Source organism: Jiangella mangrovi (genome assembly GCF_014204975.1).
Classification (GTDB): Bacteria; Actinomycetota; Actinomycetes; order Jiangellales; family Jiangellaceae; genus Jiangella; species Jiangella mangrovi.
On record NZ_JACHMM010000001.1, the window covers coordinates 1,005,636 to 1,029,958 of the forward strand.

A 24,323-nucleotide genomic window follows, 5' to 3' on the forward strand; every position below is an offset into this window, starting at 1 on the left:
TCAGGTGAGCTCCGCGATCCCCTCGATCAGCAGCCAGATGCCGAACAGCACGAACAGCGCGGCGGCGCCGTACTGGATGAGCCGCTCCGGCAGCCGCTGACCGAGGTACCGGCCGACGACGATGGCCAGCGCGTCCGCGGCGACCATGCCGACCGTCGAGCCGAGCCAGACGCCGAGCCAGTCGTGGTCGGCGGCCAGCGTGATGGTGGCGAGCATGGTCTTGTCGCCGAGCTCGGCCAGGAAGAACGCGGTGCCGACGGCGATGACGGCGGCCCGGGTGGCTCGCTCGGCCTTGCTCTTCTCGTCGTCGGTCAGGGTGTCGCCGCGCCAGGTCCACGCGGCGAAGCCGAAGAACGCGACGGCCGCGACGATGTTGATCCAGCCGGTGGGGAGCGCCTCGCCCAGTCCGAACCCGATCGCGACCGACGCCAGGTGCACGACGGTGGTCGCGATGGTGATGCCGAGGATGACGTGCCACGCCTTGTAGCGCGTGGCGAACGTCAACGCCATCAGCTGGGACTTGTCGCCGAGCTCGGCCACGAAGATCACGCCGAAGCTCACGAGGAACGCGGCCCACAGGTCGGCCATCGGATCCCTTCCGGTCACGGCCGGGACCGGAAGACGCGAGACTCCGACCCCGGCATTGCTGCCAGTGGTCGAAGGTCTCGCCCGCCTCTCGAAAGAGGCCGCGCGGCCGGACGCCGGAGCGTCAGTGTGTCGACCGCGACATTGGGGGCTACTCCCCTTCGCTGTGTGCAGCTTACCGGGATCGCGGATCAGGAATCCAGCCGACGTGCGCAGGCTCACACCCCGGCGTTCACCTTCTGGTCATGGTGTCGTCGATGGTGTCGTCGGGTCGGCACGGGTGGCGTGGAGGACGACCAGCGCCGACACCGCCATGACGGCCGCGCCCACGAGCGCCGGCACGTTGACCTCGGTGGCCTCGGCCAGCGCGCCGAACACCAGGGCTCCGGCGGGCGCGCCGACGGTGCCGAGCGTGCGCTGGGCGGAGCTGACCCGCCCGAGCAGCTCGTCGGGTGTGCGCTGCTGGGTGAGCGTCACGAGATGCACGTTGATCACCATGCCGGCCACCCCGAACACGGCCAGCGCGGCCGCCGTCGCCGCCGGGTGCGCGACGCCACCGATGACGACCAGGCAGCCGGCCTGCGCGGCGAGCGCCAGCACCATGGCCCGCGCTCCGCCGCCGACCCATCGGCCGATGCGCGTCGCGACCAGTCCACCCACCACCCCGCCGGCGCCGTACGCGGCGAGGACCAGCCCGAACACGACGTCGGAGGCGCCGGCCCAGCGCGTGATGATGAGCACCAGCACCGCCTGCAGCCCGCCGATGACCAGGTTGCCGAGCAGGTTCGCCAGGCAGCCGCCGCGCAGGAGCCGGTCGCGCCAGAGCCGGCGGACGCCCTCGGCGATGTCGGCGCGCAGCGTGCTGCCCTGCGCCGTCGTCACCTTGGGTGCCGCCTGCCGTGGCAGCGAGGCGATCAGCGCGGCCGCGACCAGGTACGTCGCGGCGTCGACGGCGAACGGCAGCGCCACGCCCGCACCGACCAGGAGCCCGGCCGCCGGCGCGCCGAGGAACGTTCCTGCCAGCGCCTGCCCGGTCATGAGCCGCGCGTTGGCCGAGGGCAGGGCGTCGCGCGGCACGATCCCCGGGAGGATGGCCGTGGCCGCGTTGTCGAACAGGGTCTGCAGCGTGGTGAGCGCGAACGCGAGGATCGCCAGCACCGCGATGTGCGCGTGGCCGAGCGCCAGGGCGACCGCGAACGCCGCCACCAGCGCTCCCCGCGCAACGTCGACCATCCACATGGCCCGGCGGCGGTCGACGCGGTCGGCCAGCGCGCCGCCGAGCAGCCCGAAGACCAGCCACGGCAGGTACCCGGCCGTCGACACCAGCGACAGCACGAACGGCGACGTCGTCAGGCCCACGGCGACCAGCGGCAGAGCGACATTGCGCACGGCGTCGCCGAACCGCGACAGCACCGCCGCCGTCCACAATCGCCCGTACCCGCCTCGCCAGCGCACCGCCGCGCCCGCCTCCGCCACCGTCGTCATGCCGCGGAACGTTAAGGCGAGGGTCCGACAACGTCGGCCGCGTGGTCGTCAGGAGGGACTTTCACCCGCTATAGCGAGGAGAACTCCCTCCCGACGCAAGGAGTCAGCCCTCCGCGGGGGCCTCGGTGCCGGTGTAGAAGGCGGTCGTCCGGTCGGCGGCGGCCTGGGCGCCTTCGGCACTGGCGAAGCCGGACTCCACGTTCGCATCGCGCCACTTCTCGCTGGCCGACGAGATGAAGTCCTTGCCCTCGTCGGACACGGTCCAGGCCTCGACCGCCTTGGGGTCGACCTGCTCGCCGCCCGAGGTGAGGTGCAGCGTCAGCCCGATCAGCGCGAGGTCCCAGCCGAGGCCGACGGCGCCGGGGCCGTAGAGGTCCCAGAACGCGAGGCCGTCGTCGGTGACCAGGGCGATGTGCTCGAGCTCGAGCCGGGTCCGCTCGTCACCGTCGGGGGCGAGCCGGACCTCGATCCAGCTGGTCTGACCGTTGAACTCCCACGTGGCCGCGAAGCTCTTGGGCGGGTCGCAGCGCTCGACGGTGCCGCCGGCGTTGCCCTCGACCTGGTACCGGCCGCCGAGCTTCAACTCGCCGCTGACCGGCGAGAACCAGCGCGGGATCCGCTCCTGGTTGGTCACGGCGTCCCACACGTCGTCGACGGCGGCGGAGTAGGTCTGGATGAGCACGACGGTGCGTGCCTCGCCGGGCTCGATGGTGCGCGAGCCGACCTGGCGGCGCACGGAGTTGATCTGCTGGGCGACGTCGATCATGGGGTGTTCTCCTGATCCGCGGGGTGCGATGGGTCCTGGCCGGCCTGCTGCTGCAGCCGGCGTTCGCGCTTGCCCCTGGCCAGCTCGGTGGCCAGTGCGTCCAGCGGCGGCGTCCAGAACCTCCGGAACCGGTCCAGCCACGCGTCGACGTCACGCAGCGGTTCGGAGCTGACGGCGTACAGCCGGCGCGCGCCGTCGGGCCGCACCGTCGCGAACCCGGACTCGCGCAGCACCTTGAGGTGCTGCGAGACGGCCGGCTGGGAGATGCCGAACTCCTGCTGGATGACCGACGTGACGGCGCCGGAGGTCAGCTCGCCGTCGGCGAGCAGCTCCAGGATCCGCCGGCGAACCGGGTCGCCGAGCACGTCGAAGGCATGCACATCCGCAACCTATCGCTTGTCACTTATATAAGTCAACGCTACTTCTCTTCGCTCGACGGCCGCGGCGACGCGCCCTCCACAGTGTCCGCCACCGGCGACGCGGGCACGGTGACCGCGACGTCGGCGGGCGAGTTCTGCCGCCGGCTGCCGACCAGGAACGGCGCGGCCAGCACCTGGAACACCGCGCCGATGGCCAGCGACGTGCCGTAGCTGTACACGTCGGCCGCACGGCCCAGGATCGGTTGGATGACGACCCCGCCGGTGTTGCCCATGAGCGAGTCGAACGAGAGCACCGTCGCCCGCTGCTTCGACGGGATCATGTCGTTGAGGTACGCCTGCCGGATCGGCGTCTCGGCGGCGAAGATCAGCGCCCAGAGCACCAGCAGGAGCAGCGCGACCCAGAACACTTCGGTGATGCTCAGCAGCCCGAGGATGACGGCACTGAGCACCGTCCCCAGGATGAGCGCCGTCGTCCGCTTGCGGAACATCTTGCGGGCGTACGGCGCCGCGTACCCGCCGACCACCTGGGCTCCGGCGACGACGGCGGCGGCGAGGCCCGCGACGGAGTAGGCGTCGGGGTCGCCGTAGAGCTCCAGCAGGTACGGCTGCAGCGCGTAGAACGTGTAGATGCCGACGCCCGACGCGAACGGCGCGGCCAGCATGACCCAGCGCACCGGCGGGTTCTTCAGGCCGTGCTCGATCGACGCCGTCCAGATGCCGCGCACCGCCTTCGCCGTCCCCGACGAGCGGTCCGGCGTGAACCCGAGGTCGCGCATGAGCAGCCCCGCCACCACGAACATCGCGAGCAGGACGGCGACCCGGATCAGGAACGGCACGCCCAGGTCCGTCGCCTGCGCGATGACGCCGCCGGCCACCGACCCGCCCAGCATCGCCACGCCGGACACCATCTGGCCGCGGCCGAACACCGTCTCGAGGCTGCCGTCGTAGCCGGCGAAGTGCAGCGCGTCGACCAGCCAGGCCTCGACCGCGCCGGAGAAGAACGTGAACCCGAGGCCGATCAGGACCGACACCAGCGCCCACGCCCAGAACGGCGCGCTGATCTGCCACATCAGGTAGTAGAGTGCCGTCGACGCGGCCAGCGTCAGGGTGCCGAGCATGTACGACGCCCGCCGCCCGACGGTGTCCGCCACGACCCCCGTCGGGACCTCGAAGAGCACCATGCCGGCGGTGAAGAACGCGTTGGCGGCGAACGCCTCGAGGTTGCTCAGCCCGGCGTCGAGCAGGAACAGCGTGTTGATGCCCCAGATGAACGACGCCGCGAGCGTGTTGCCGAGCATCAGCGTGATGTAGACGCCCTGAATGCGGCGGGCCTCGGTGTTCATGGGCACAGCGTCCTCTCGTCCAGCCGCGTCGGCGCGACTAATCAAGGTACAAGTGCCCGTCGTCCCGAACTATGCCCGAACTATGCCCGACGGCCCGCCGCACACACCAGGTTTCGCCTCAGGCCGTGCAGACCACCCCGGAGCACTGGGCCGCCTCGTCGTTGCCGCTGGCCCGGTTGCCGCCGCCGTCGGTGGTGCCGGCGACCGCGTAGATGCCCCAGCCGCCGTTCAGCCGGGCGATGTTGCGGCGCAGCGTGTTGCCGGCGTTGGCGACGTGGATGCCGTCGCCCTCGTTGCTGCTCGCGGTGTTGGCCTCCAGCAGGTTCGCCGCGACGCCCGCGGACCCGGAGACGTAGATGCCGGAGCTGTTGTTGCTGTTCGCGGTGTTGCTCAGCAGCCGGTTCGACGCCGAGTTCTGCAGCTCGATGCCGTGGCTGAGCTGCGAGTTCGCCGCGTTGGACTGGACGGTGTTCGAGTTCGACGACACCAGCTCGACGCCGGCCGCGTTGGGCCCGCTGACGTTGAGGTTGTTCGAGCGGACGGTGTTGCCGTTCGACGACGTGAGCAGGATCCCGGAGTCGCTGCTGCCGGAGACCCGGTTGTTGATGACCTGGTTGCTCGGCGCGGTCATCAGCTCGATGCCGGTGTCGCCGCTGCCGGTGACGGTGTTGTTGTCGACGACGTTCAGCGTCGTGCTGGTCAGGCCGATGGCGCCGTCGCCGCCGGTCGTGATCGTGTTCTGCCGCAGCGTGTTGCTGCGCCCGCCGAGGATCTCGACGCTCTGGTCGCTGCTGGCGCTGACGTTGTTGAGCTCGACGAGGTTGCTCAGCGAGTTCTCGACGTGGATGCCGTCGGCGTTGTTGCGGACGGTGTTGCTGCGCACGACGTTGCCGTTGGAGTCGCCCAGGACCGCGATGCCGCGCTGCGACTGCAGCTCGACGGTGTTGCTGATGACGCGGTTGTTGGTGTCGGCGTTGGACAGCTGGATGCCGGCGACCTCGTTGCCGCGCACGGTCAGCGCCGTCACCAGGTTGCCGACGGTGCCCGGGTTGAGCGCGACGCCGTGGTCGAAGCCGGTGATCGTGCCGTTGCGGATGGTGACGTTGTCGAAGCCGTTGTTGCGCACGCCCACCCCCAGCCCGACGCCGTCGATGGTGCGGCCGTTCAGGTTGAGGGTGATGTTGTGCGCCCCGATGATCAGGCCGTCGCCGGGGCAGTCGGTGAGGTTGGCCGTCACGGTGGTGTTGGTGGTGACGACGGCGCCGCAGTTGGGAGCCGCGTGTGCGGCAACCGGGACGAACACCGTCGCCATGAGAATCAGGATCGCGGCCGCAGCCGCCGTTCTGAGGGGGGTTCTCATGGCCCCCACGCTTCCGACCGTCCGGGAGGATTCGGTCAAGACGGCGTGAGAGTTCGGTTATGTGCCGGGTCGAGCCCGACGGCGTCAGCCGACGGCGATCCCGCGGTCCTGGAGCACGTCCTCGAGCAGCGTCGGCCGGTCGGTCATGATGCCGTCGACGCCGAGGTCGATGAGCCGCTCCATCTCGGCGCGGTCGTTGATGGTCCACACGTGGACGGCGAGGCCGCGGCGGTGCGCGTCGGCGACGAAGTCCGCGGTGACCACCGGGATGCCCGACTGCGACGGCGGCACCTGCAGCGCGTGGTGGCCGTGCAGCGTGATGCCGGTCAGTGGGCCGAGCGTGTTCAGCCAGAACGCCGTGGCCTGCGTGGTGCCCGGCGACGTGCTGACCTCGCGGTTGTACAGCTTGAACCGGGTGACCGCGCTGTCGGAGAACGAGGCGACGACGGTGTCGGTGCCGCGGCCGAACTCGGCGAGGAGGTCTGCCATGGTGCGCTCGTACGGCGTGGTCTCGGGCCGGGTGCGCTTGATCTCGACGTTGATGAGCACGCCGGGGAACGCCTCGAGCACCTCGCGCACCGTCGGGATGCGGAAGTCCTCGGCGGTGTAGCCGGGCGGGGCCGGCCGGTCGCCGGTCGCGACGCCGCGAAGGGTGTACGCGGCCGCGTCCTGGTCGTGGCACGTCCCGCAGCCGGGCACGAACCAGTACGCCGCGTCGAGCGCGCGGATCTGCGCCAGCGTCAGCCGGTCGACCCGGCCCGTGCCGTTCGTGGTGCGGTCGACGGTGGTGTCGTGCAGGACGACCAGCTCGCCGTCGGCCGTGGCGTGCACGTCGAGCTCGAGCACGTCGGCGCCCTTGTCGAGCGCCGTCTCGAATGCGTAGAGGGTGTCCGACGGCGCCTCGATCTCGCCGCCCTGGTGCGCGATGTTGAGGACACGGCGTTCCAGCCACGGGTTCTGCTCCGCGGCGGGGACGGCAGGCGCGCCGGCCGCCGTCATGGTCGTCGGGAGCAGGACCGCGGCGACGGCGCCGGCGGCAGCGAGACCGGTGAGCCTGTTCATGGCGGCACCGTAGTGGGTGGTGGTGACAGTCGCGCCGACAGGAGATGAACGTGCTGTCGGTGCTGGTGGGTACGGTCCGGATCATGGCGACGTATCCCAGCGTGTTGCAGACCGTCCTCGACACCACCGACGCCCGCGCCGCCGCGGAGTTCTACCGGCAGTTGCTGGGCTACGTGTACCGGCCCGGCCACGAGACCACCGACCCCGCCGGCGACGACTGGCTGGTCCTACTCGACGAGCCTGGCGGCGAGCGACGGCTGGCGTTCCAGCAGGTCGACCAGCTGACGCCGTCGACCTGGCCGGACGCCGCCGTCCCGCAGCAGCTGCACCTCGACATGACGGTGCCGTCGCTCGAGGAGCTGCTGGCCCAGCACGACCGCGTGCTCGCGCTGGGCGGGCGCATGATCTTCGACCGCCTCGACGACCCCGACGAGCCGCTGCGCGTCTATGCCGACCTCGACGGCCACCCGTTCTGCATCTTCGTGGGCTGACGGCGCTCGCTGCGGACCGCCCACGCGGTCGCGAGCAGGCCGCCGCCCACCAGCGCGGCGAGCACCGCCCGACCCAGCGGGCTGCCGGCGTAGAGCACCGCGGCCACCGCCAGCACGACGGCCACCTCGGTCACGGCGTACGTGCGCCGCTCGTGCCGCAGGGCCCGCCGCACCACCGCGGCGCCGCAGCCGGCAGCCATGACGAGCAGCACGGGCGCGATCGCCAGCGGGAGCGGATCGCCCCAGTACCGGGCCACGGCCAGGCCGAGTCCGGCGCCGAGTGCGCCCACGCCGGCCACGGCCGAGACCGGGAGCGCCCACGCGGGCCACGGGCGCTCGTCCGGAAGGCGCAGCTCGCGGGTGTCCGTCATGTCCGCAGTGTGACAGCCGCTCAGGACGCATGCCCCACCTCCCCCACCCACGTTGATCTTGGAGTTGTTCGGCATATGCGGGGTAATTTGCCCCGATTGATGGCCGAAGAACTCCAAGATCAACTTGGGTGGGGGACGGCGCGCGGCGGCGCGGCAGCCCGCGTCAGCCGAGGCGCTCGGCGAGGAACTCCTCCCAGGTGCGGGTGCCGAGGTCGGCGCCGTCGACGGTCAGGTTGGCGCCGTCGCGGTACGCGCGGCCCGCCTTGCCGGGCATCCGCACCGGCAACAGCGCCCGCCGCTTCCCGGCCGCCCGCAGGTACGAGCGCATCAGCTCGCCCATCGGCTCGATCCGCGGGCCGGCGAGGTCGGGCACCAGGCCGGCCGGCTCGCCGAGGGTCAGCTCGGTCAGCCGGGCGGCCACGTCGCGCGCGTCGACGGGCTGGAACCGCAGGCCGCCGGGGACCGGCACCACGGGGAGCTTCGCCATCGCCGTCGCCGTCTTCAACACGAGGTCGTGGAACTGGGCGGCGCGCAGGACGGTCCACGGCACGCCCGCGCCGGTCACGGCCTCCTCGGCGGCCAGCTTCATGCGGAACCAGGCGATCGGCACCCGGTCGGCGCCGATCGCCGAGATGTGCACGAGGTGCTTCACGCCGGCCCGGGCGGCGGCCGCGGCGAGCGCCGTCGTCGCCTCGGCGTCGCCCTTGGGTCCGCCGGCGAGGTGCAGGACGACCTCGACGCCACCGAGCGCGGCGTCGAGGTGGCGTGCGGCGTCGGGGCCGCGGAGATCGGCCGCGACGTGCTCGACGGCGTCGGCTGCGGGTTCGCGCGGGGTGCGGCTGAGCATGCGGACGGTCCGGCCGGCCGCGACCAGCCGTGGCACGATGAGACGTCCGAGGGTGCCGGTGCCGCCGGTGACGAGAAGAGGTGTGGTCATACTCGGCTGACCCGCGGAGACGGAGGAATGTGACCGGATGAGCGAAGAAGTTTTCGAGCATCACCGGTCACACCTGCGCGCCGTCGCCTACCGCATGCTGGGGTCGCTCAGCGAGGCTGACGACGCTGTCCAGGAGACCTGGCTGCGCTACCAGCGCACCGACACCTCCGACGTCGAGAACCTCGCGGGCTGGCTGACGACGGTGGTCAGCCGCGTCTGCCTCAACCTGCTGCGGGCGCGAGCCACTCGCGCCGAGGAGCCGCTGGACGACGGCGACGGCGTGAGCCTGCGGCTGCCCGACCCGGTCGTCAGCCCGCTGACCGGCCCGGACCCCGAGCAGGAGGCGCTGCTCGCCGACTCCGTCGGGCTGGCGATGCAGGTCGTCCTCGACACCCTGTCGCCGGCCGAGCGGCTGGCGTTCGTCCTGCACGACCTGTTCGCGGTCCCGTTCGAGGAGGTCGCGCCGCTGGTCGAGCGGACCCCGGAGGCCGCGCGCCAACTGGCCAGCCGGGCCCGCCGCCGGGTCCACGACGCCGCCCCGGTCCCCGACGCCGACCTCGCCCGGCAGCGGGTCGCGGTCGACGCGTTCTACGCCGCGGCCCGCGACGGCGACTTCGACGCGCTGGTGTCGGTGCTCGACCCCGAGGTCGTCCTGCGCGCCGACGGCGGTGCGGTGCGGACCCGCCCGACGGTGCTGCTGCGCGGGGCGCGGACGGTCGCCGGGCAGGCCGCGACGGCGCAGCGGCTGTCGCGGTACGTGCGGCCGGCGCTGGTCAACGGCGCGGCCGGCGCGGTCGTCGTCATCGCCGGTCGGGTGTTCGCCGTCATGGCCTTCACCGTCGCCGACGGCCGTATCGCCGCGATCGACGTCCTCTACGACCCCGCCCGCCTCGAGCGCATCGACCCGGCGGCGTTCGATGCCTGATCCCGGAACGCGAACATCCACGCAGACCTGGTGACGCACCTGTTCGAGCCCGGCGCGCGGGGCACGGGCGAGGATGTCCATCGCGGAGGTGTTGACGCTGACGCCAACTGTTGGCACTGGCGTCTACACCCGCGCAGCCGACACTCATCGTCTGCCGCGCCGCCGGCGGTCGACTCGCTTGCTCAGTCGCGCAGCGCGAAGACCGGCCGGGTCCAGCCGGTGTCCGCGACGCCCTGGTCCAGCGCCGCGCCGATGGCCCGCTCCTCGTAGCGGAAGTGCGACTCCATGATCGCGGCGAGCCCGTCGAGCTCGCCCCGGATCGCGTCGCGGCGCTCCGCGGTGACGCCGGCCTGTGTCTCACCGGCCAAGCCTTGGACGGTGGTGAGGATGCCGGCGATCAGCCAGTGGTCCTCCTGCAGCGCGGCGACGGTGGCCGCGAGGTCCGGGCGGACGCGGAGGAGCTCGGCGAACAGGCCGGAGTCCTCGCCCTCGTGATGTGTCGTGAGCGCCGCACAGAACCCCAGGCAGTGGGCGAGCAGGTCGCCGTCGGCCCCGTCGGCGTCGAACCCGGCGGCCGTCTCACCGCCGAGGTCGGACTGCAGCCGCCGCAGCCGCTCCCGCAGCGTCGCGTGCGTCTCGGTGAGCTGCCGGCTCCATGCGGCGGTGCGGTCGAGGTCGCCGTCGGGCATCGGTCCATCCGATCAGGCCGCGCCGCTCCCCCGCAACCCGGCTCCGGCCCGGGGTCTTTCGGCCCTGCTCAGCGCGGTCCGGCGGGTCGAGGGTGGCGGTATGGGGGAGGAGACGCGGGCCGGCCCCTCATGGCCGGCACTCGCGCTCGTAACGGTGACCGCGATCGCCGCGTCGGGGGTGGCGTCGGCGGTGTGGACGACGCACGGCGACCGCTCGCCGCGGGCGATCGTCGACCCGGCGGCGCAGCTCGTCACCGTCGAGGAGGCCTGTGAGCGCTGGACCGACCAGACCGGGCGGCCGTTCACCAGCGACGGCGACCGCTGCGCCGCGCTGACCGGGTGGTTGTCCGACGCGCTGACCCGCACCGGCCGCAGTCCCTGGATGCTGTGGGGCGACCCGGAGAAGCTGCACACGGTGTGTCTGGAGTGGCTGGCGGAGGGTCCGCCGGCCGACCTCGGCGACGACGACGGCGTCACCTGGTGCGGCGACCTCGTCGGCTGGATGGCCGACCATGTGGGCTCCTGGAAGGACCGTGACGGCTGGGACGGCTGGCTGCCCGAGCCGATGATCGGCCCCTGACGCCGAAGCCGGCGTCACGGCCGCACGGCCCAGCGCAGGCCCGGGATCAGCGCCAGCCCGACGGCGACGTGCATGTGCGCCAGGTAGACCCGGGTCGCCGTCGTCGCGTCGGCGCTCAGCGGACCACCGAGCGACAGCAGCAGGACCGTCACCGCGACGATCGTCCACACCCGCCGGGCCCGCGCGTCGCCCAGTCGCCGCTGCAACAGCGTGAGCAGACCCCAGCCTGCCAGCGACACCACCAGCGCGGCGCCCAGCACCATGGGCAGGCCGACGTCCATGGTCCAGCCGCCCGTGGTCACCTCGAGGTCGGCGCCGGCGATCTCGGCGACCGCCCACGGGACCGCAGCTGCCGCCGTCGCCCCCGCAATCGCGAGCGCGATCGCACCACCTCGTCGTCGCACTGCAAGGTTCGTCGTCGTCATCGTCGCCTCCTGGCACTCTGGTGGTCGGTCAGCGACACGACGACACAGGAGCGCGAAACGTCAGGCCTCACGTTTCGGGTCACTGTCTCGTCGGTGGAGCAGGAGAGGAGGCCGGCCATGACCGATCCGAGCCTGAAGGCGATCATGAGCGAGCGCCGGCAGCTGATCAACCTCGCGTACCGGCTGCTCGGCTCGCTGGCCGACGCCGAGGACGTCGTGCAGGAGACGTACACGCGCTGGTACGCGATGTCCGAGGAGCGGCGCGACGCCGTCGAGACCCCGGCCGCCTGGCTGACCACGGTCGCGAGCCGGATCTGTCTCGACCTGCTCGGCTCGGCCCGGGTCCGCCGCGAGAGCTACGTCGGCGACTGGATCCCGGAGCCGGTCCCCGACCGCACCGAGTGGTCCGGCGGGCCGTCGAGCGGCGCGACGGCCGAGCCCGCCGACCCGGCCGACCGGGTCACGCTGGACGAGTCGATCAGCATGGCGTTCCTCGTCGTGCTCGACGCGATGACGCCGGCCGAGCGGGTCGCGTTCGTCCTGCACGACGTGTTCCGCTACCCGTTCGCCGAGGTCGCGGACGTCGTCGGACGCAGCCCGGCCGCCTGCCGCCAGCTGGCCTCGTCGGCCCGCCGCCGTATCCGCGACGCGCAGCCGTCCGCTGCCGCCGTCACCACGTCGACCCGCCGCGCCGAGCTCGTCCGCGACTTCAAGGAGGCGTGGGCGGCCAAGGACATCCAGGCGCTCGTCGGCCTGCTCGACCCGTCCGCGACCGCGGTGGCCGACGGCGGCGGGCTGGTCACGGCGCTGGGCCCGGTCGACGGCGGTGCGCAGATCGCCCGCGCGCTCGTCGAACTGCTCGAGGGTGCGCCGGAGCTGACGATGCTGGAGCGGACGGTCAACGGCCAGCCCGGCCTGGTGCTGCAGGAGGACCGCGTGACGGCGACGGTGCTCGCGTTCGACGTGGCCGGCGACCGCATCACACACGTGTGGGCGGTCCGGAACCCGGAGAAGCTGCGCCCCTGGACCGACTGACCGCGCGCCGCACCCGACTACCGATCATGCGAACATGTGTTCGATACTGGCGTCATGTCGTCCGTGCACTGGCTGGAAGAACCACCGCTCGACGTCCTCGAACTCGATCCGGGGCAGCTGGAGATCAAGCTCCGCGTCTACACCGAGGCGTCCGGCCTGTACAGCGCGGTTCCGGTCATCATGGGCGACCGGTCCAGCCGGCGGGTGCAGGGCCGGCTGGTCGCGTGGGGACGGCGCCGGGGCGAGGGACGGTGGCGCTACCTGCTGGTGCTGTGGCCGGACCGCCAGACCGACGGGCAGGGGCGGCTGGCCTGGCGGTGGCGGGCCGCCTGGTGCGTGTTCGACCCGCGGCGGGTCCGGCCGGCGCACCGGTCCGAGGTGGTCCACGGCGGCACTACCTACTCCGAGGACCTCTCCGCCGCCATCCGCCGAGTCGTGCCGCCGGGACACGGGCTCGACTCCCGGTCCGAGCCGTACGACTGACGGCGATTCCTTTCCGCGCCCGCGCCGGTCGGTACGAGGATGAGCACAACCATGGACGACGACTTCGTACGGCGGACCGAGCGCTACCGCCGCGAACTGCTGGCCCACTGCTACCGCATGATGGGCTCGCTCGACGACGCCGAGGACCTCGTGCAGGAGACCTACCTGCGGGCCTGGCGGTCGTACGACGGGTTCGAGGAGCGGTCGTCGCTGCGCACCTGGCTGTACCGGATCGCGACGAACGCCTGCCTGAACGCGCTGCAGCGCAGCGACCGGCGCGCCGTCCCCGTCGACATGGGCGGCGGACCGAGCACGGCAGCTGGGGTGGGCTGGCTGCAGCCGCTGCCCGACGCGCTGGTGACGCCGTCGTCGGACGATCCCGCCGCGGTCGCCGAGGTGCGCGACGGCGTCCGGCTCGCGTTGATCGTGGGGTTGCAGTACCTGACGCCCGGCCAGCGGGCCGTCCTGATCCTGCGCGACGTCTTGGCCTGGCCGGCGGCGGAGGTGGCTGGGGCGCTGTCGTTGGAGGTCGGCGCGGTGAAGTCGCTGCTGCAGCGGGCCCGAGCGCGGCTGGCCGCGGTGACGCCGTCGCTCGACGAACCCGTGCTGGAGCCGTCGCATCCGCGGGCTCAGGAGCTGCTGTCGCTGTACATGACGGCGTTCGAGACGGCCGACGCGCGGCTGTTCGAGGAGGCGCTGCGGGCCGACGCGGTGCTGGAGATGCCGGCCGCCGCCATGTGGTTCGCCGGCAAGGTCGCCTGCGTGGAGTACCTGATGAGCGAGGTCGTCGGCGGGGCCGGCGACTGGCGCAAGGTCCCCACGGTGGCGAACGGGCAGCCGGCGTTCGGCGCGTACCTGCGCGACGGGTCGGCGTTCGGGCTCGCAGTGCTGACGGTGACCCAGGCGGGGATCGCCCGGGTCACCGTCTTCGCCGGCGACGGCCTGCTGGGGCGGTTCGGCCTACCCGCCACCCTGCCCGCCGCAGGCTGACGCCGTCGTCACCCGATGAACTCCTTCGCGAACCGGCGGATCGCCTCGGGGTCGGTCGCCTCGTGGAAGCCGACGATGAGCTGCTGGACGCCGGCCTGTTCGTAGGCGGCGATGCGGTTCTTGACTGTGTCGACCGAGCCGTAGAGCAGGTAGTCGGCGAAGTCGCCCGGGTAGAACGCGCCCATGGCGGGCGACAGCGCGGCCTGCGCCTCCTCGTCCGTCGCGGCGATGAGGCAGCCGGTGGTGGCGGTACGCAGGATGGTGCCGTAGTCGCGGTTCAATGTCCGGCAGTGGTCGCGGAGGATGGCGAACTTCCGCGCCGCCTCCTGCGGCGAGACCATGACGTTGCAGGCCTCGGCGTACTCGGCGACGATCTTCAGGGTGACACGTTCGCCGCCGCCGGCGATCATGATCGGGATGTGCGGGCGCTGCGGTGCGGTGGTCGGGTGCAGCCACATCTCGGTGATGGTTCGGACGCCGTCGCGGAGGCTCGCGAGCCGCGTGGGTGCGTCGGCGAACTCGTAGCCGAACGTGTCGTAGTCGGGCTGGTACCAGCCGGCGCCCAGGCCGAGCGTCAGCCGTCCGTGCGACAGCACGTCCACCGTCGACGCGATCTTCGCCTGGAGGGCCGGGTTGCGGTACGAGTTGGAGCTGACGAGCGGCCCGATCCGGATCCGGTCGGTGTGCCGCGCGAGCGCCGTCAGCATCGCCCACGACTCGAAGAGGTGCGACGGCGACGGCGGGATGGTCTGCAGGTGGTCGGGGAGCCAGGCAGCCGCGAAGCCGCACTCCTCCGCTGTCTGTGTGAGTTGGATGACGCGTTCTGCCGCCTCGACCGGGTCGCCGTCCGCGCCGAATTCGCCGCCGAACCCGACCGGCAGGAAGATGCCGAATTCCATGGGAGATCGCCTCTCTGTCTGCGTTGATTCCTGGACAGACAGACCGAACGGCGGGTGCGAAGGAATCGGGCTTCGCACGAGACGCACGAAGGGGCCGGCCTCAGCCGACCCCGTTCGCTCCCGGCGGCTCGACCTCAGCCGAGCTGATGCAGGGCAACACCCAGAATCGAGGAGATCACCACGACCAACGGCCACAGATCCCTCAGGATCTGGCCGATGACCTCGGTGTGCTGACGCAGCTTCCGTAGCCTGCTCAGCGCGCTTCCTCGTCTGTTGTCGTGGTTCACTGGGTTTCCTCCCAAGTGCTGAGGGCCACCAGACAAACCGCGTCTACAGTCCGCCCGAGAGCCGATTTCTCGACTACGCCGGGCGGATTCCCGATGTAGTTAGCCGACCAGAATGACAGGACGACAGCCACGGCGTCAACGAGTAGTCTGGAGGCGGTCGGGGGAGGTGCGTCTACACCTACGATCCCGGCTAAGTCCCGGTGCGTGCTGTCGTGGTTCCGCGCCGGGACTTCTTACGTCGTAGCATCGGTCCTGGCCGGGCGAGGTGCGCTAACACTGATGATCCCAGTCAAGCCCCGGCGCGTGCTGTTGTGACTCCGCGCCGGGGCTTCTTGCGTCGCGGCCGACACGGCTGGAATGCGCCCGCGGTACGGTCGGTTGCCCGTACGAAGGCACCGTCCGTTGAAGGGATGCGACACCCGATGAAGGCGATCGTGCACGACGAGTCCGGCTCCGCCGACGTCCTCCGGATCATCGAGCGCCCGGTCCCCGATCCCGGCCCCGGCGAGGTCCGCGTCCGGGTCGTCGTGTCGGGCGTGAACCCGACCGACTGGAAGGCCCGCAGCGGTGGCTACGGCGCCATGGAACGCATCGAGACGGTGCCCAATCAGGACGGCGCGGGTGTGATCGATGCGGTCGGCGACGGTGTGAGCGGCCTGTCTGTGGACGATCGGGTGTGGGTGACGCTGGCGGCGTACCAGCGCCCGGGCAGCGGGACGGCGCAGGAGTACACCGTCGTGCCGGCGGAGCGGGTGTTCGCACTGCCCGACGGCGCCCCGTTCGACCTGGGTGCCGCGGTGGGGATCCCGGCGATCACCGCGCACCGCGCCCTGACCGTCGCCGAGGGCGGCCCGACCCGGCTGCTTCCGGGTGCGCTGGCGGGCCGGACGGTGCTGGTGGCGGGCGGTGCGGGCGCGGTGGGCAACGCCGCGATCCAGCTGGCCCGCTGGGCCGGCGCGACGGTCATCGCCTCGGTGAGTTCGTCCGAGAAGGGCGAGCTGGCGACGGCGGCCGGAGCGCATCACGTCGTGACCTACGGTTCCGCGTCGTCGTCTGATGTCGTTGCCGCCGTCCGCTCCATCGCTCCCGACGGCGTCGACCTGGTCGTCGAGGTCGCGGCGGGCGCGAACGCCGCTCTCGATACCGCCGTCGTGAAGCCGCTCGGCACGATCGCGATCTACGCCAACAACGGTGACCGGCCGTTCGACCTCAACGTGCGCGAGTACATGGGCCTGAACGCGCGGCTGCAGTTCGTGCTGCTGTACACGCTGGGTTGGGAGAAGCTCCGCGAGGCCGGCGACGACATCAACGCCGCCATCGCAGACGGCGGCTACCGCGTCGGCGACGAGGCCGGGCTGCCGCTGCACCACTTCGGCCTCGACCAGACCGCCGACGCCCACCGCGCCGTCGAGGACGGCGCGACCGGCAAGGTCCTCATCTCCGTCCTCGACGTCTGACCGGGGCTGGACCATCCCGCCTCGTCAGGGCGCATCCAGCCGGAAGACCTCGAGCGCTGCTCGCTGCTCCCCCGTCATCGAGAGCTGCACGTTCGTGGCGACGGGGAAGATCTCGGCCGCGGCCCAGAGCGCCTTGGGGACGCTCGATGCGATGCCGATCTTGACGCCCCGCGCCCGCTGCACCTCAAGCAGTTCTCGCGCGTCGAAGAGGTAGACGTTGTGGATGCACCAAGGGCGCACCCCGCCGCGTGACGAGGCCGCGGACGCCGAAGGGCCAGTCATGACCAGGTAGTAGTCGAGGACCTCGGACGTGGTCATGTCCAGGATGCCCTCGCGCTTGAGGTACCACTTGACGTTCACGGATCGGCCGGCCAGCGGCCCGGACCGGAAGCGGCCGTCGATGGCGGTCGCGGTAGCCGACGGCTCCAACTGGAGGTCGAAGACCTGAGCGGCGATCCATTCGCCCGGATGTCCGGCAGCCATCGGCCGGTTGATCAGCGCCGCGATCTCAGCGTCGATGAGGTTGCGGCGACGGAGCAACTCACCCAGGCGTCGGGCGTTCTCAGGAGGCACCAGGCCTCACCACCATCTAGTCGTCGAAGAGCTGACGGATGTCGTCGACGCCGAGGCGGCCGTTGAAAGCGTCGCCGTCGTCCATGACATTGGCCGAGAGCTCGGCCTTGCGTTCCTTGAGCGCCATGACCTTCTGCTCGATCGTGTCTCGGGCGATGAGCCGGTAGACCATGACGTTGCGGGTCTGGCCGATGCGGTGGGTGCGGTCGACCGCCTGTGCCTCGGTCGCCGGGTTCCACCATGGGTCGAGGATGAAGCAGTAGTCGGCCTCAGTGAGGTTGAGCCCGAACCCGCCGGCCTTGAGGCTGATCAGGAAGACCGGAGCGTCGCCCTCTTTGAACTGCGCGATCACCTGCTCGCGGTGCCGCGTCGAGCCGTCGAGGTAGCAGTACTCGATGCCGGCCGCCTCGAGCCGGGCCCGCACCAGGCCGAGGAAGCCGGTGAACTGGCTGAACACCAGCGCCCGATGCCCGCCCTCGATGACGTCGCCGAGCTGCTCGATCAGCACGTCGATCTTGGCGCTGGCGACGTCGAGGTCCGCGTCCTCGACCAGGCCGGCGTGCAGGCTGAGCTGCCGCAACAGCGTCAGTGACCGGAAGATGACGAACCGGTTCTTGTCGACGTCGTCGAGCAGGCCGAGCACGCGTTGCCGCTCGCGCTGCAGGTGCTTGTCGTAGATCTTGCGGTGCTTCGGATGCAGGTCCACCTCGAGCACCTGCTCCTGCTTCGCCGGTAGGTCGGCGGCGACCTGTTCCTTGGTGCGCCGCAGGACCAGCGGCTTGATGCGGCGGCGGAACTGCGCGAGCCGCTCGGTGTCGCGCTGCTTCTCGATGGGCTTGGCGTAGTACTCCTCGAACTTGGCGGGGTGCGGGAACAAGCCGGGCGCGGAGATCGAGAGCTGGGACCACAGCTCCATGAGGTTGTTCTCGACCGGCGTGCCGGTGACGGCCAGCTTGAACGGCGCCGGCAGCTTCCGCGCCGCCTGGTAGGTCTTGGACTGGTGGTTCTTCACGTGCTGTGCCTCGTCGAGCACCAACCCCGACCACGCCGCCTGTCGGTAGGCGTCGCCGTCGAGCCGGAGCAGCGTGTACGTGGTGACGACGATGTCCGCGCCGGCGACGACCTCATCGATCGACCTACCGCGCTTCCGCAGTGTGTCAGTCACCGGCACGACCGTGAGCCCGGGCGCGAACCGCGCGGCCTCGGTCACCCAGTTCGACACGACGCTGGTCGGCGCCACCACGAGGAACGGCGGCATGTCCGGGTCGCGCTGCTTCGCGTGGCAGACGAGCGCCAGCGTCTGCAGGGTCTTGCCGAGCCCCATGTCGTCGGCGAGGATCCCGCCGAGCCCGTGCTCCCACAGGAACGTCAGCCAGCGGTAGCCGTCGAGCTGGTACGGCCGGAGTTCCGCGTGCAGCATGCTGGGAGGCGCGGCGGCCGCGTCGAGCGCGCCACCCAGAGCGAGCAGCCCCTGCACCTGCCGCTGCCAGGAGTCGGCCTGGTGGTTCACTACGCCGAGGTTGGCCAGTTCTTCCCAGAGGCCGGCCTGAAATCGGCTGATCCTGGTGCCGTCGCCGGCGTGGTCGCCGAGTGCCCGCGCCTCGTCGATGAGCCGGCGCAGTGCCTGCAGTTCGGGCTTCTCGAGCGAGAAGTAGCCACCGTCGGGCAGCAAGAGATAGGGCTGGTCCCGGGCGAGCGCCAGGAAGAGGTCGGTGAACGGCACGTCCTGCCCGTCGGCGGTGATGGTGACGCCGAGGTCGAACCAGTCGTTCTCGCCCTCTGCGGCCTCGGTGGACACGCCGATGACCAGGGAGTCGCCAACCTCGCGGTAGTCGGCCGGATCGCCGAACACCTCGACGTCGATGTCGTCGAAGTCGCGCAGCCGCGGCAGCGCCTCGGTACTGAAGCGCATGGTCTCGAGCCCGTCGAACCGGCGCTGTGCGTCCGGACCGAAACCACTCAACTCGGCTTCCAGTTCGGCGAGCAACGCCCGCTCCGCGTCGGTGTCGCGGAACCCGTCGTCCGGCCCGGGTGCGTGCAGCTCGTCCAGCGGCACCCGGCGTTCGGTGTCGCCGATCTCGTAGCGCCATTCCCAGTCGAGTTCCAGCCCGTGACCCTCGCTGTAGTCGGCGCGAGCGACCAGCGTCGGGCCGGACACCTCCGGCGGCACGAACGACCCGTCCGACGACACGACCGTCGCCAGCCGTTGCAGCCGCGGGACGTACTCGCTCTGGAATCGCTCGGTATCACCCGCCGGGACGATCAGCCGGCCCTGGTCCAGCACCAGGTCCTGAAGCTGCCGGCTGGCCGCGCGCTCGAGTTTGGCGAGCCCGAACCGCCAGTTCTGCGGGTCGGGCGTGGTCTGGAGGTTGTGGCGCGGCGCGTAGACCACGCCGTGCCCGTCGGCGCCGATGAACCGGACCGGCACGACCTCCGTGCCCACGTCGTCGACGATGAGCACCGGGACGATCACGAGGTTACCGCTCGTCGTGTCCCTCGTGACGTCGAGCACGATGCACGCTGTCGTGTAGCCGTCGATGTCGCCGGCCCGCTTCTTGCCGTAGACGAAGCGGATGCCCAGGTCCTTCGCCTGGTCGAGGAGCGGCCACAGCTGGGTGGACTCGAACCCGGTGAGGTCGAGGTGCTTCTCCTCGCGACCGTACGGCAAGTAGGAGCCGGTGTCGCTGCGGCCGGCCTCGTAGAGCAGGAAGAACTGACGCAGCCAGCGCAGCTTCTCGATGGGTCCGGCCACCAGCTCGGGGCGGTGCCGGAGCCGCGACCAGCTCAGTTCGCCGGCCACCCACCCGCCGCGGCCGGGTCGCACCAGCCTCGCGAGTAGCCGCGGATGCGTTCCGGTGGCGTCCTCCCAGCGTCCGGTCGCCCGCGGTTTGCTCGACAGCGTCAGCTCGACGGCGATCTCACTGGTGCCGCCGTCGTGGTGCACCACGGCGGGGTCGAGCAGCGAGTCGAGCGACAGCTGCCAGTCCGCCGGACCCTCGTTCGTAGCCTGCCGGTCGCCCGGCAGGCCGCCGCTCAACGCCGTCGCCACCAGCGCGACGACGTGCTTGCAGTCGAACCCGACCGGGCAACTGCAGCGCCCTTCGACGAACGTGAACCTGCCGCCGCCGGCCGGCTTCATGATCGCGACCGTCGAGTACGGCTGCCGCGCGCTGCCGATGACGTTGCCCGTCACGATGCCGTCGTTCGGCCCCCACACCACGTCCGTCACCGCGCCGTGCTGCGCGTACATGAGGCCGCGCACGTACGTCGACGGGTCCACCACCTTCAGCAGACCCGCGTCGTCGTTCACCTGGATTCCCGGCCACATATCGAGCACGTTAGCCGTCGCCACCGACAATCTCGGGCCATTCCGCCGCATACCCGTTTGCCCGATTCGGCGGGCAAGTTTGCCCGACGTTGCGGGCAAACCCGCCCGGCACTTGCCCGACTCAGGACGACGTGCGGAGATCACCGGACGGTGATCGTCACGGCTCGGACATGAGCGCGAAACGGACCTCGTTGACATTTGATCCGCAATGTCACATTGGCCCGGTTCTGCTTCCCTCGAGGAGTCGCGGTGCATCGGTCAGTCATCGTTCGGAGGTTGCTCTCCCTCGCCGTCGCGGCAGTGCTCGCCGCGCCCGTCCTGGCGGCGGCACCCAGCTCGCCGCCCGTCAGCGCGGCCCCGCCTCCCCCGGTTCTCGATCTGGAGACGCTCGACGGCCTCACTGCCGAGCAGATGATGGAGTCCGGCGAGCTCACGTCCGTGCAGCTCGTGCAGGCGTACCTGGAGCGCATCGAGGCGCTCAACAAGAGCGGTCCAGGGCTGAACGCCGTCACGCAGATCAATCCCGCCGTCATGGCTGAAGCCCGGCGGGCCGACGAACTGCGCGCCGACGGCGTCGTGCTCGGCCCCGCGCACGGCCTGCCCGTGCTGCTCAAGGACCTCATCGACGTGAAGGGCATGTACACGTCGAACGGCAACTACTCGCTGCGCCACTCCTACCCGGAGGACGACGCCGGCATCGTCAAGAAGCTGCGCGAGAGCGGCGTGATCATCCTCGGCAAGGTCGGCCTGTCGGAGTGGGCGAACAGCTTCGGCAGCCAGCCGTCCGGCTTCGGCAATCTCACGGGCCAGGTGCTCAACGCCAACGACGCCGACCAGAACCCGAGCGGGTCCTCGTCGGGCACGGGGGCCGCCGGCGCGGCGGCGCTGTCGATGCTCACCGTCGGCACCGAGACGTCCGGCTCGATCATCAGCCCGTCCGGCGCGCAGAGCCTGGTCGGCATCCGCCCGACCGTCGGCATTGTGCCCGCCTACGGCATCGGCCCGATCTCGTCGTCGCAGGACACCGCGGGTCCGATGGATCGCACCGTCGCCAATGCCGCCATGCACCTGCAGTCGATGGTCGGCCGCGACCCGAAGAACGAGGCCGGCTACGCCGCCGTCTTCGGGCCGAACTGGCAGGCGTCGATCAAGCGGGCGCCCGAGGAGGCGCCGGACTACATGTCCGCGCTCGACCTCGACTTCGTCCGCGGCCAGCGGATCGGCTACAACGGCACCATCGAGCCCGGGTCGCCGACGGCGCTCGCTTTCGACGCTCTGGTCGCGGCCGGCGCGATCATGGTCGAGCGCCCGTCGATACCGGTCGGCGACGTGCCCGCGCTGCCCAGCGGTTACCAGCAGCACAAGGCGATCGACGAGTACTACCGCGGGTTGGGGGCGTCCGCTCCGATCAACTCGCTGGAGGAAGAGGTCGCCGTCAACGCGGCCGAGTCGGACCAGGCGCTGAAGTTCGGCAACCAGAACCACGCCAACGCGGCGGCTGCCGAGACGGAGCCGGGCGGGCCGAACGAGACGGCGTACCGCGCGGCCATGCCGATCCGGCGGGCGGCGCAGTGGGCCGCGATCGACAGCATGATGAACAACCAGACACCCGACGATCCCTCGGACGACTTCCTGGCGATCCTCGGCAGCGTCCCGAGCGGCGCGACCGCCGGAACGCCGCAGATCACGATCCCGATGGGGTACTCGACGACGCACCGGCGTGCTGTGAACGTGTCGATCCACGGGAACGCGTACAGCGAGCGCAACCTGATCGGCGTTGCCTACGTGATCGAGCAGGCGACTCGCTTGCGGCAGCCCGTGTCGGAATTGAACCCGAGCATGTACCGGTGCGCTGACACCGTGCCGGCGCCTGCGTTCGCGTCGCGTGGTGGGTGCAACCCGTCGTACTCGACGGCGATGGAGTTGGCCGGGTCGGTGCCGCGACTGCCCTTCTCGCTCGAGACGGAGACGGCGCAGAGCCTGCAAGCGCGCCAGGCCGCGGGCACGCTGACGGCGGAGACGTTGACGCGGGCGTACCTGGCGCGGATCGCCGCTTCCAATGCTGAGGGTCCGGCGATCCAGGCCGTGCGCGCGCTCAACGTCGATGCCGTCGCCGAGGCGAAGGCGCTCGACAAGGAGCGCAAGAAGAGCGGGCCGCGCGGTCCCCTGCACGGCATTCCTGTTCTTCTCGACGACTCCTTCGACGTCGCTGGCCTGCCGACGACGGCGGGATCGATCGCCCTGCAGTCGTTGTTGCCGGCCGACGATGCCGCCGTCGTCGCTCAGTTGCGGGCGGCCGGGGCGATCATCCTGGGCAAGACCAACGTGACGGAGCTCAACGGCGTCTTCGACGCCAACCTGCCCGAGGGCTACTCGTCGCTCGGCGGCCAGGTGTTGCTGCCGTCGGACACCGACAAGACTCCTGCTGGATCGTCCGCGGGTTCGGCGGCGGCGACTTCGGCTGGTCTCGCGGCGTTGACGATCGGCATGGAAACTGGGACGGATGTGGGCGCGCAGCTCATTGCTCCCGCGGGAGTCGCGGGCGTGGTGGGCCTGAAGCCTGGCGTGGGGGTCGTCGACGGCGACGGCGTGCTTCCCGTGGCGTCCTCGCAGGACGCCATCGGCCCGTTGACGCGGTCGGTGTACGACGCGGCGGTGACTCTTGGTGCTGTCGACTCGTCGTCGGTCGACTACACGGCCGGCCTGACGCAGACGGCGCTGGCCGGCAAGAAGGTCGCCGTCGTTTCCGGCGGATCCGCCCCGTACCCGGCGGCGGTAGCAACCGTCGAGGGCTTGGGCGCGACGGTCGGCTCAGTGACGCTGGGTGCGCCGACGACGCGGCCGAGCATCGTGCTGCGGGAATTCTCGCGGGACCTGGATGCGTATCTCGGCGGGGCGTCCTCACTGGACGAGATCATCGCGTACAACCAGGCCAACCCGGTCGAGGGCCTGAAGTACCAGCAGAACGAGCTGCTGGCAGCATCGGCCGCGACGTTGGAGACGTACGAGTCCGACCTGTCGGTCGGGCGCGCGGAGAGCGCCGCTGTCATCGACTCGGTGCTCGCGTCCGGCTACGACGTGATCATGGTGCCGAGCAACAGCACCCTGGTCGGGATCGCCGACCGCGCCGGCTACCCGGTTCTGACCGTTCCCGCGGGTGAGGGCACCGGCAACGCCGGCCGCAACCCCATCGGCGTCACCTTCGTCGGGACGGCGGGCAGCGAGGCCTCGCTGCTGGCGGCCGGGTACGCGTTCGAGCAGGGCCACTCGTACGGTCGGCGCGCTCCTGGCGTGACGAACCCGTCGATGTGGCGCTGCACCCCGGGCGGCTCGTTCTTCACCGGCGAGCTCTGCAACCCCGGCGACAGCGGCGAAGCCCTCGCCGAACTTGTCGACGGCCTCGGCCCCGGCCGCAGCTGGGCTTCGATCGTGGCCAACATCCAGGACGCCAAGTCGGATGACCGCCAGGCTGCCGCCTGCTCGCTGATCGACGCCCTCGTAGCGAACGTCGGCAGGTCCGGCCGGGGCGTCCCCGCCGCAACGGGCTCATCCATCACCGCCGAGGCCTCCCGCGTCGCGGCCGTCACCGGCTGCGCCCCGCCAAGGACGTAACAACGGACGCTGGGTGGGGCCTCGAGCGCGAGACCCCACCCAGCACACGCGCTCACGAAATTGACCAGCACACTTTACCCATGTGGATGTTCTCGGCAGCACCGGGTCCGGCGACGTGGCGGGGCGGCCGCCGAAGCGCTTGGACAGGTTCCCCGCTTCTACCATCCTGGTGCAGGCGGGCGCCCTGCCTCAACTCAGGAGCACGTCCCGCCCTTCATGTCATACCCCTTGAGTACTCTTAGGCGGCCAGGGAAGAACTC

The 24,323-nt window shown here is 71.1% G+C and carries 23 protein-coding genes; 8 read left to right on the forward strand and 15 right to left on the reverse strand.

Annotation, left to right across the window (positions count from 1 at the left end; all coding sequences use genetic code 11):
• The 7 genes from HD601_RS04635 to HD601_RS04665 all read right to left on the reverse strand — a co-directional run bounded on the left by HD601_RS04635 (window position 1) and on the right by HD601_RS04665 (window position 6,981).
• Window positions 1-588: a TMEM165/GDT1 family protein gene (locus HD601_RS04635; RefSeq protein ID WP_184829446.1), complete on the reverse strand. Its 588-nt coding sequence runs from the start codon at window positions 586-588 to the stop codon at window positions 1-3.
• Window positions 589-828: 240 nt separating this feature from the next.
• Window positions 829-2,070 (reverse strand): MFS transporter, encoded by a 1,242-nt coding sequence (locus HD601_RS04640; protein ID WP_184819762.1) that lies wholly within the window; start codon window positions 2,068-2,070, stop codon window positions 829-831.
• 103 nt (window positions 2,071-2,173) lie between these two features.
• Window positions 2,174-2,836 carry an SRPBCC family protein gene (locus HD601_RS04645; RefSeq protein WP_184819764.1) on the reverse strand — a complete coding sequence of 221 codons (663 nt, stop codon included), beginning with the start codon at window positions 2,834-2,836 and terminating at the stop codon, window positions 2,174-2,176.
• Window positions 2,833-3,216, reverse strand: a complete 384-nt coding sequence (locus HD601_RS04650; protein WP_184819766.1) for a metalloregulator ArsR/SmtB family transcription factor — start codon at window positions 3,214-3,216, stop codon at window positions 2,833-2,835. Before HD601_RS04650 ends, HD601_RS04645 begins: the two co-directional genes overlap by 4 nt.
• Before the next feature lie 38 nt (window positions 3,217-3,254).
• On the reverse strand, window positions 3,255-4,559 hold the full coding sequence (locus HD601_RS04655; protein WP_184819768.1) for an MFS transporter: 1,305 nt from the start codon (window positions 4,557-4,559) through the stop codon (window positions 3,255-3,257).
• A gap of 118 nt (window positions 4,560-4,677) precedes the next feature.
• A complete protein-coding gene (locus HD601_RS04660) occupies window positions 4,678-5,871 on the reverse strand; it encodes a right-handed parallel beta-helix repeat-containing protein (RefSeq protein WP_184819770.1) in 1,194 nt (397 codons plus the stop codon).
• Window positions 5,872-6,003: 132 nt separating this feature from the next.
• The gene (locus HD601_RS04665) at window positions 6,004-6,981 is read right to left on the reverse strand and encodes a glycerophosphodiester phosphodiesterase family protein (protein ID WP_184819772.1); all 978 of its coding nucleotides are present in this window, start codon (window positions 6,979-6,981) and stop codon (window positions 6,004-6,006) included.
• 83 nt (window positions 6,982-7,064) lie between these two features.
• Between HD601_RS04665 and HD601_RS04670 the strand changes: the two genes are divergently transcribed.
• Window positions 7,065-7,472 carry a VOC family protein gene (locus HD601_RS04670; protein WP_184819773.1) on the forward strand — a complete coding sequence of 136 codons (408 nt, stop codon included), beginning with the start codon at window positions 7,065-7,067 and terminating at the stop codon, window positions 7,470-7,472.
• Here HD601_RS04670 and HD601_RS04675 read toward each other — a convergent pair.
• Entirely contained in the window at window positions 7,427-7,843 is a 417-nt protein-coding gene (locus HD601_RS04675) for a hypothetical protein (RefSeq protein ID WP_184819774.1), read from the reverse strand. The genes HD601_RS04670 and HD601_RS04675 overlap by 46 nt on opposite strands.
• A gap of 163 nt (window positions 7,844-8,006) precedes the next feature.
• The gene (locus HD601_RS04680) at window positions 8,007-8,780 is read right to left on the reverse strand and encodes an SDR family oxidoreductase (RefSeq protein ID WP_184819775.1); all 774 of its coding nucleotides are present in this window, start codon (window positions 8,778-8,780) and stop codon (window positions 8,007-8,009) included.
• Between the two features lie 37 nt (window positions 8,781-8,817).
• Here HD601_RS04680 and HD601_RS04685 point away from each other — a divergent pair, with 37 nt between their 5' ends.
• Window positions 8,818-9,705 (forward strand): sigma-70 family RNA polymerase sigma factor, encoded by an 888-nt coding sequence (locus HD601_RS04685; RefSeq protein WP_184819776.1) that lies wholly within the window; start codon window positions 8,818-8,820, stop codon window positions 9,703-9,705.
• 182 nt (window positions 9,706-9,887) lie between these two features.
• Here HD601_RS04685 and HD601_RS04690 read toward each other — a convergent pair whose 3' ends face one another.
• Entirely contained in the window at window positions 9,888-10,394 is a 507-nt protein-coding gene (locus HD601_RS04690) for a hemerythrin domain-containing protein (protein ID WP_184819777.1), read from the reverse strand.
• 100 nt (window positions 10,395-10,494) lie between these two features.
• Between HD601_RS04690 and HD601_RS04695 the strand changes: the two genes are divergently transcribed.
• Complete coding sequence (locus tag HD601_RS04695) at window positions 10,495-10,974, forward strand: hypothetical protein (RefSeq protein ID WP_184819779.1); 480 nt, start codon at window positions 10,495-10,497, stop codon at window positions 10,972-10,974.
• Window positions 10,975-10,988: 14 nt separating this feature from the next.
• Here the strand turns inward: HD601_RS04695 and HD601_RS04700 are convergent, their stop codons facing one another.
• Window positions 10,989-11,399: a DUF6069 family protein gene (locus tag HD601_RS04700; RefSeq protein WP_184819781.1), complete on the reverse strand. Its 411-nt coding sequence runs from the start codon at window positions 11,397-11,399 to the stop codon at window positions 10,989-10,991.
• A gap of 117 nt (window positions 11,400-11,516) precedes the next feature.
• On the opposite strand from HD601_RS04700, the gene sigJ reads away from it, so the two are divergent.
• The 3 genes from sigJ to HD601_RS04715 are packed head-to-tail and all read left to right on the forward strand — an operon-like array spanning window position 11,517 to window position 13,907.
• Window positions 11,517-12,434: an RNA polymerase sigma factor SigJ gene (gene sigJ, locus HD601_RS04705; RefSeq protein WP_184819783.1), complete on the forward strand. Its 918-nt coding sequence runs from the start codon at window positions 11,517-11,519 to the stop codon at window positions 12,432-12,434.
• A 54-nt stretch (window positions 12,435-12,488) separates the two neighbouring features.
• Window positions 12,489-12,917 (forward strand): hypothetical protein, encoded by a 429-nt coding sequence (locus HD601_RS04710; RefSeq protein ID WP_184819785.1) that lies wholly within the window; start codon window positions 12,489-12,491, stop codon window positions 12,915-12,917.
• A 39-nt stretch (window positions 12,918-12,956) separates the two neighbouring features.
• Window positions 12,957-13,907, forward strand: a complete 951-nt coding sequence (locus HD601_RS04715) for an RNA polymerase subunit sigma-70 (protein WP_184819787.1) — start codon at window positions 12,957-12,959, stop codon at window positions 13,905-13,907.
• 8 nt (window positions 13,908-13,915) lie between these two features.
• On the opposite strand, the gene HD601_RS04720 is transcribed toward HD601_RS04715, so the two are convergent.
• Together HD601_RS04720 and HD601_RS04725 are read right to left on the reverse strand one after the other, a co-directional pair.
• Window positions 13,916-14,806 (reverse strand): LLM class flavin-dependent oxidoreductase, encoded by an 891-nt coding sequence (locus tag HD601_RS04720; RefSeq protein ID WP_184819789.1) that lies wholly within the window; start codon window positions 14,804-14,806, stop codon window positions 13,916-13,918.
• A 134-nt stretch (window positions 14,807-14,940) separates the two neighbouring features.
• Window positions 14,941-15,093 carry a hypothetical protein gene (locus tag HD601_RS04725; RefSeq protein WP_184819791.1) on the reverse strand — a complete coding sequence of 51 codons (153 nt, stop codon included), beginning with the start codon at window positions 15,091-15,093 and terminating at the stop codon, window positions 14,941-14,943.
• Window positions 15,094-15,515: 422 nt separating this feature from the next.
• Here HD601_RS04725 and HD601_RS04730 point away from each other — a divergent pair, with 422 nt between their 5' ends.
• On the forward strand, window positions 15,516-16,550 hold the full coding sequence (locus tag HD601_RS04730) for an NADPH:quinone reductase (RefSeq protein WP_184819793.1): 1,035 nt from the start codon (window positions 15,516-15,518) through the stop codon (window positions 16,548-16,550).
• Window positions 16,551-16,574: 24 nt separating this feature from the next.
• Here HD601_RS04730 and HD601_RS04735 read toward each other — a convergent pair whose 3' ends face one another.
• The gene (locus HD601_RS04735; protein ID WP_184819795.1) at window positions 16,575-17,123 is read right to left on the reverse strand and encodes a hypothetical protein; all 549 of its coding nucleotides are present in this window, start codon (window positions 17,121-17,123) and stop codon (window positions 16,575-16,577) included.
• Window positions 17,124-17,139: 16 nt separating this feature from the next.
• On the reverse strand, window positions 17,140-20,451 hold the full coding sequence (locus tag HD601_RS04740) for a DEAD/DEAH box helicase (RefSeq protein ID WP_184819796.1): 3,312 nt from the start codon (window positions 20,449-20,451) through the stop codon (window positions 17,140-17,142).
• A gap of 276 nt (window positions 20,452-20,727) precedes the next feature.
• Here HD601_RS04740 and HD601_RS04745 point away from each other — a divergent pair, with 276 nt between their 5' ends.
• Window positions 20,728-24,063, forward strand: coding sequence for an amidase family protein (locus tag HD601_RS04745; RefSeq protein ID WP_184819797.1), 3,336 nt, complete (start codon window positions 20,728-20,730; stop codon window positions 24,061-24,063).
• The last annotated feature ends 260 nt before the right edge of the window (window positions 24,064-24,323 follow it).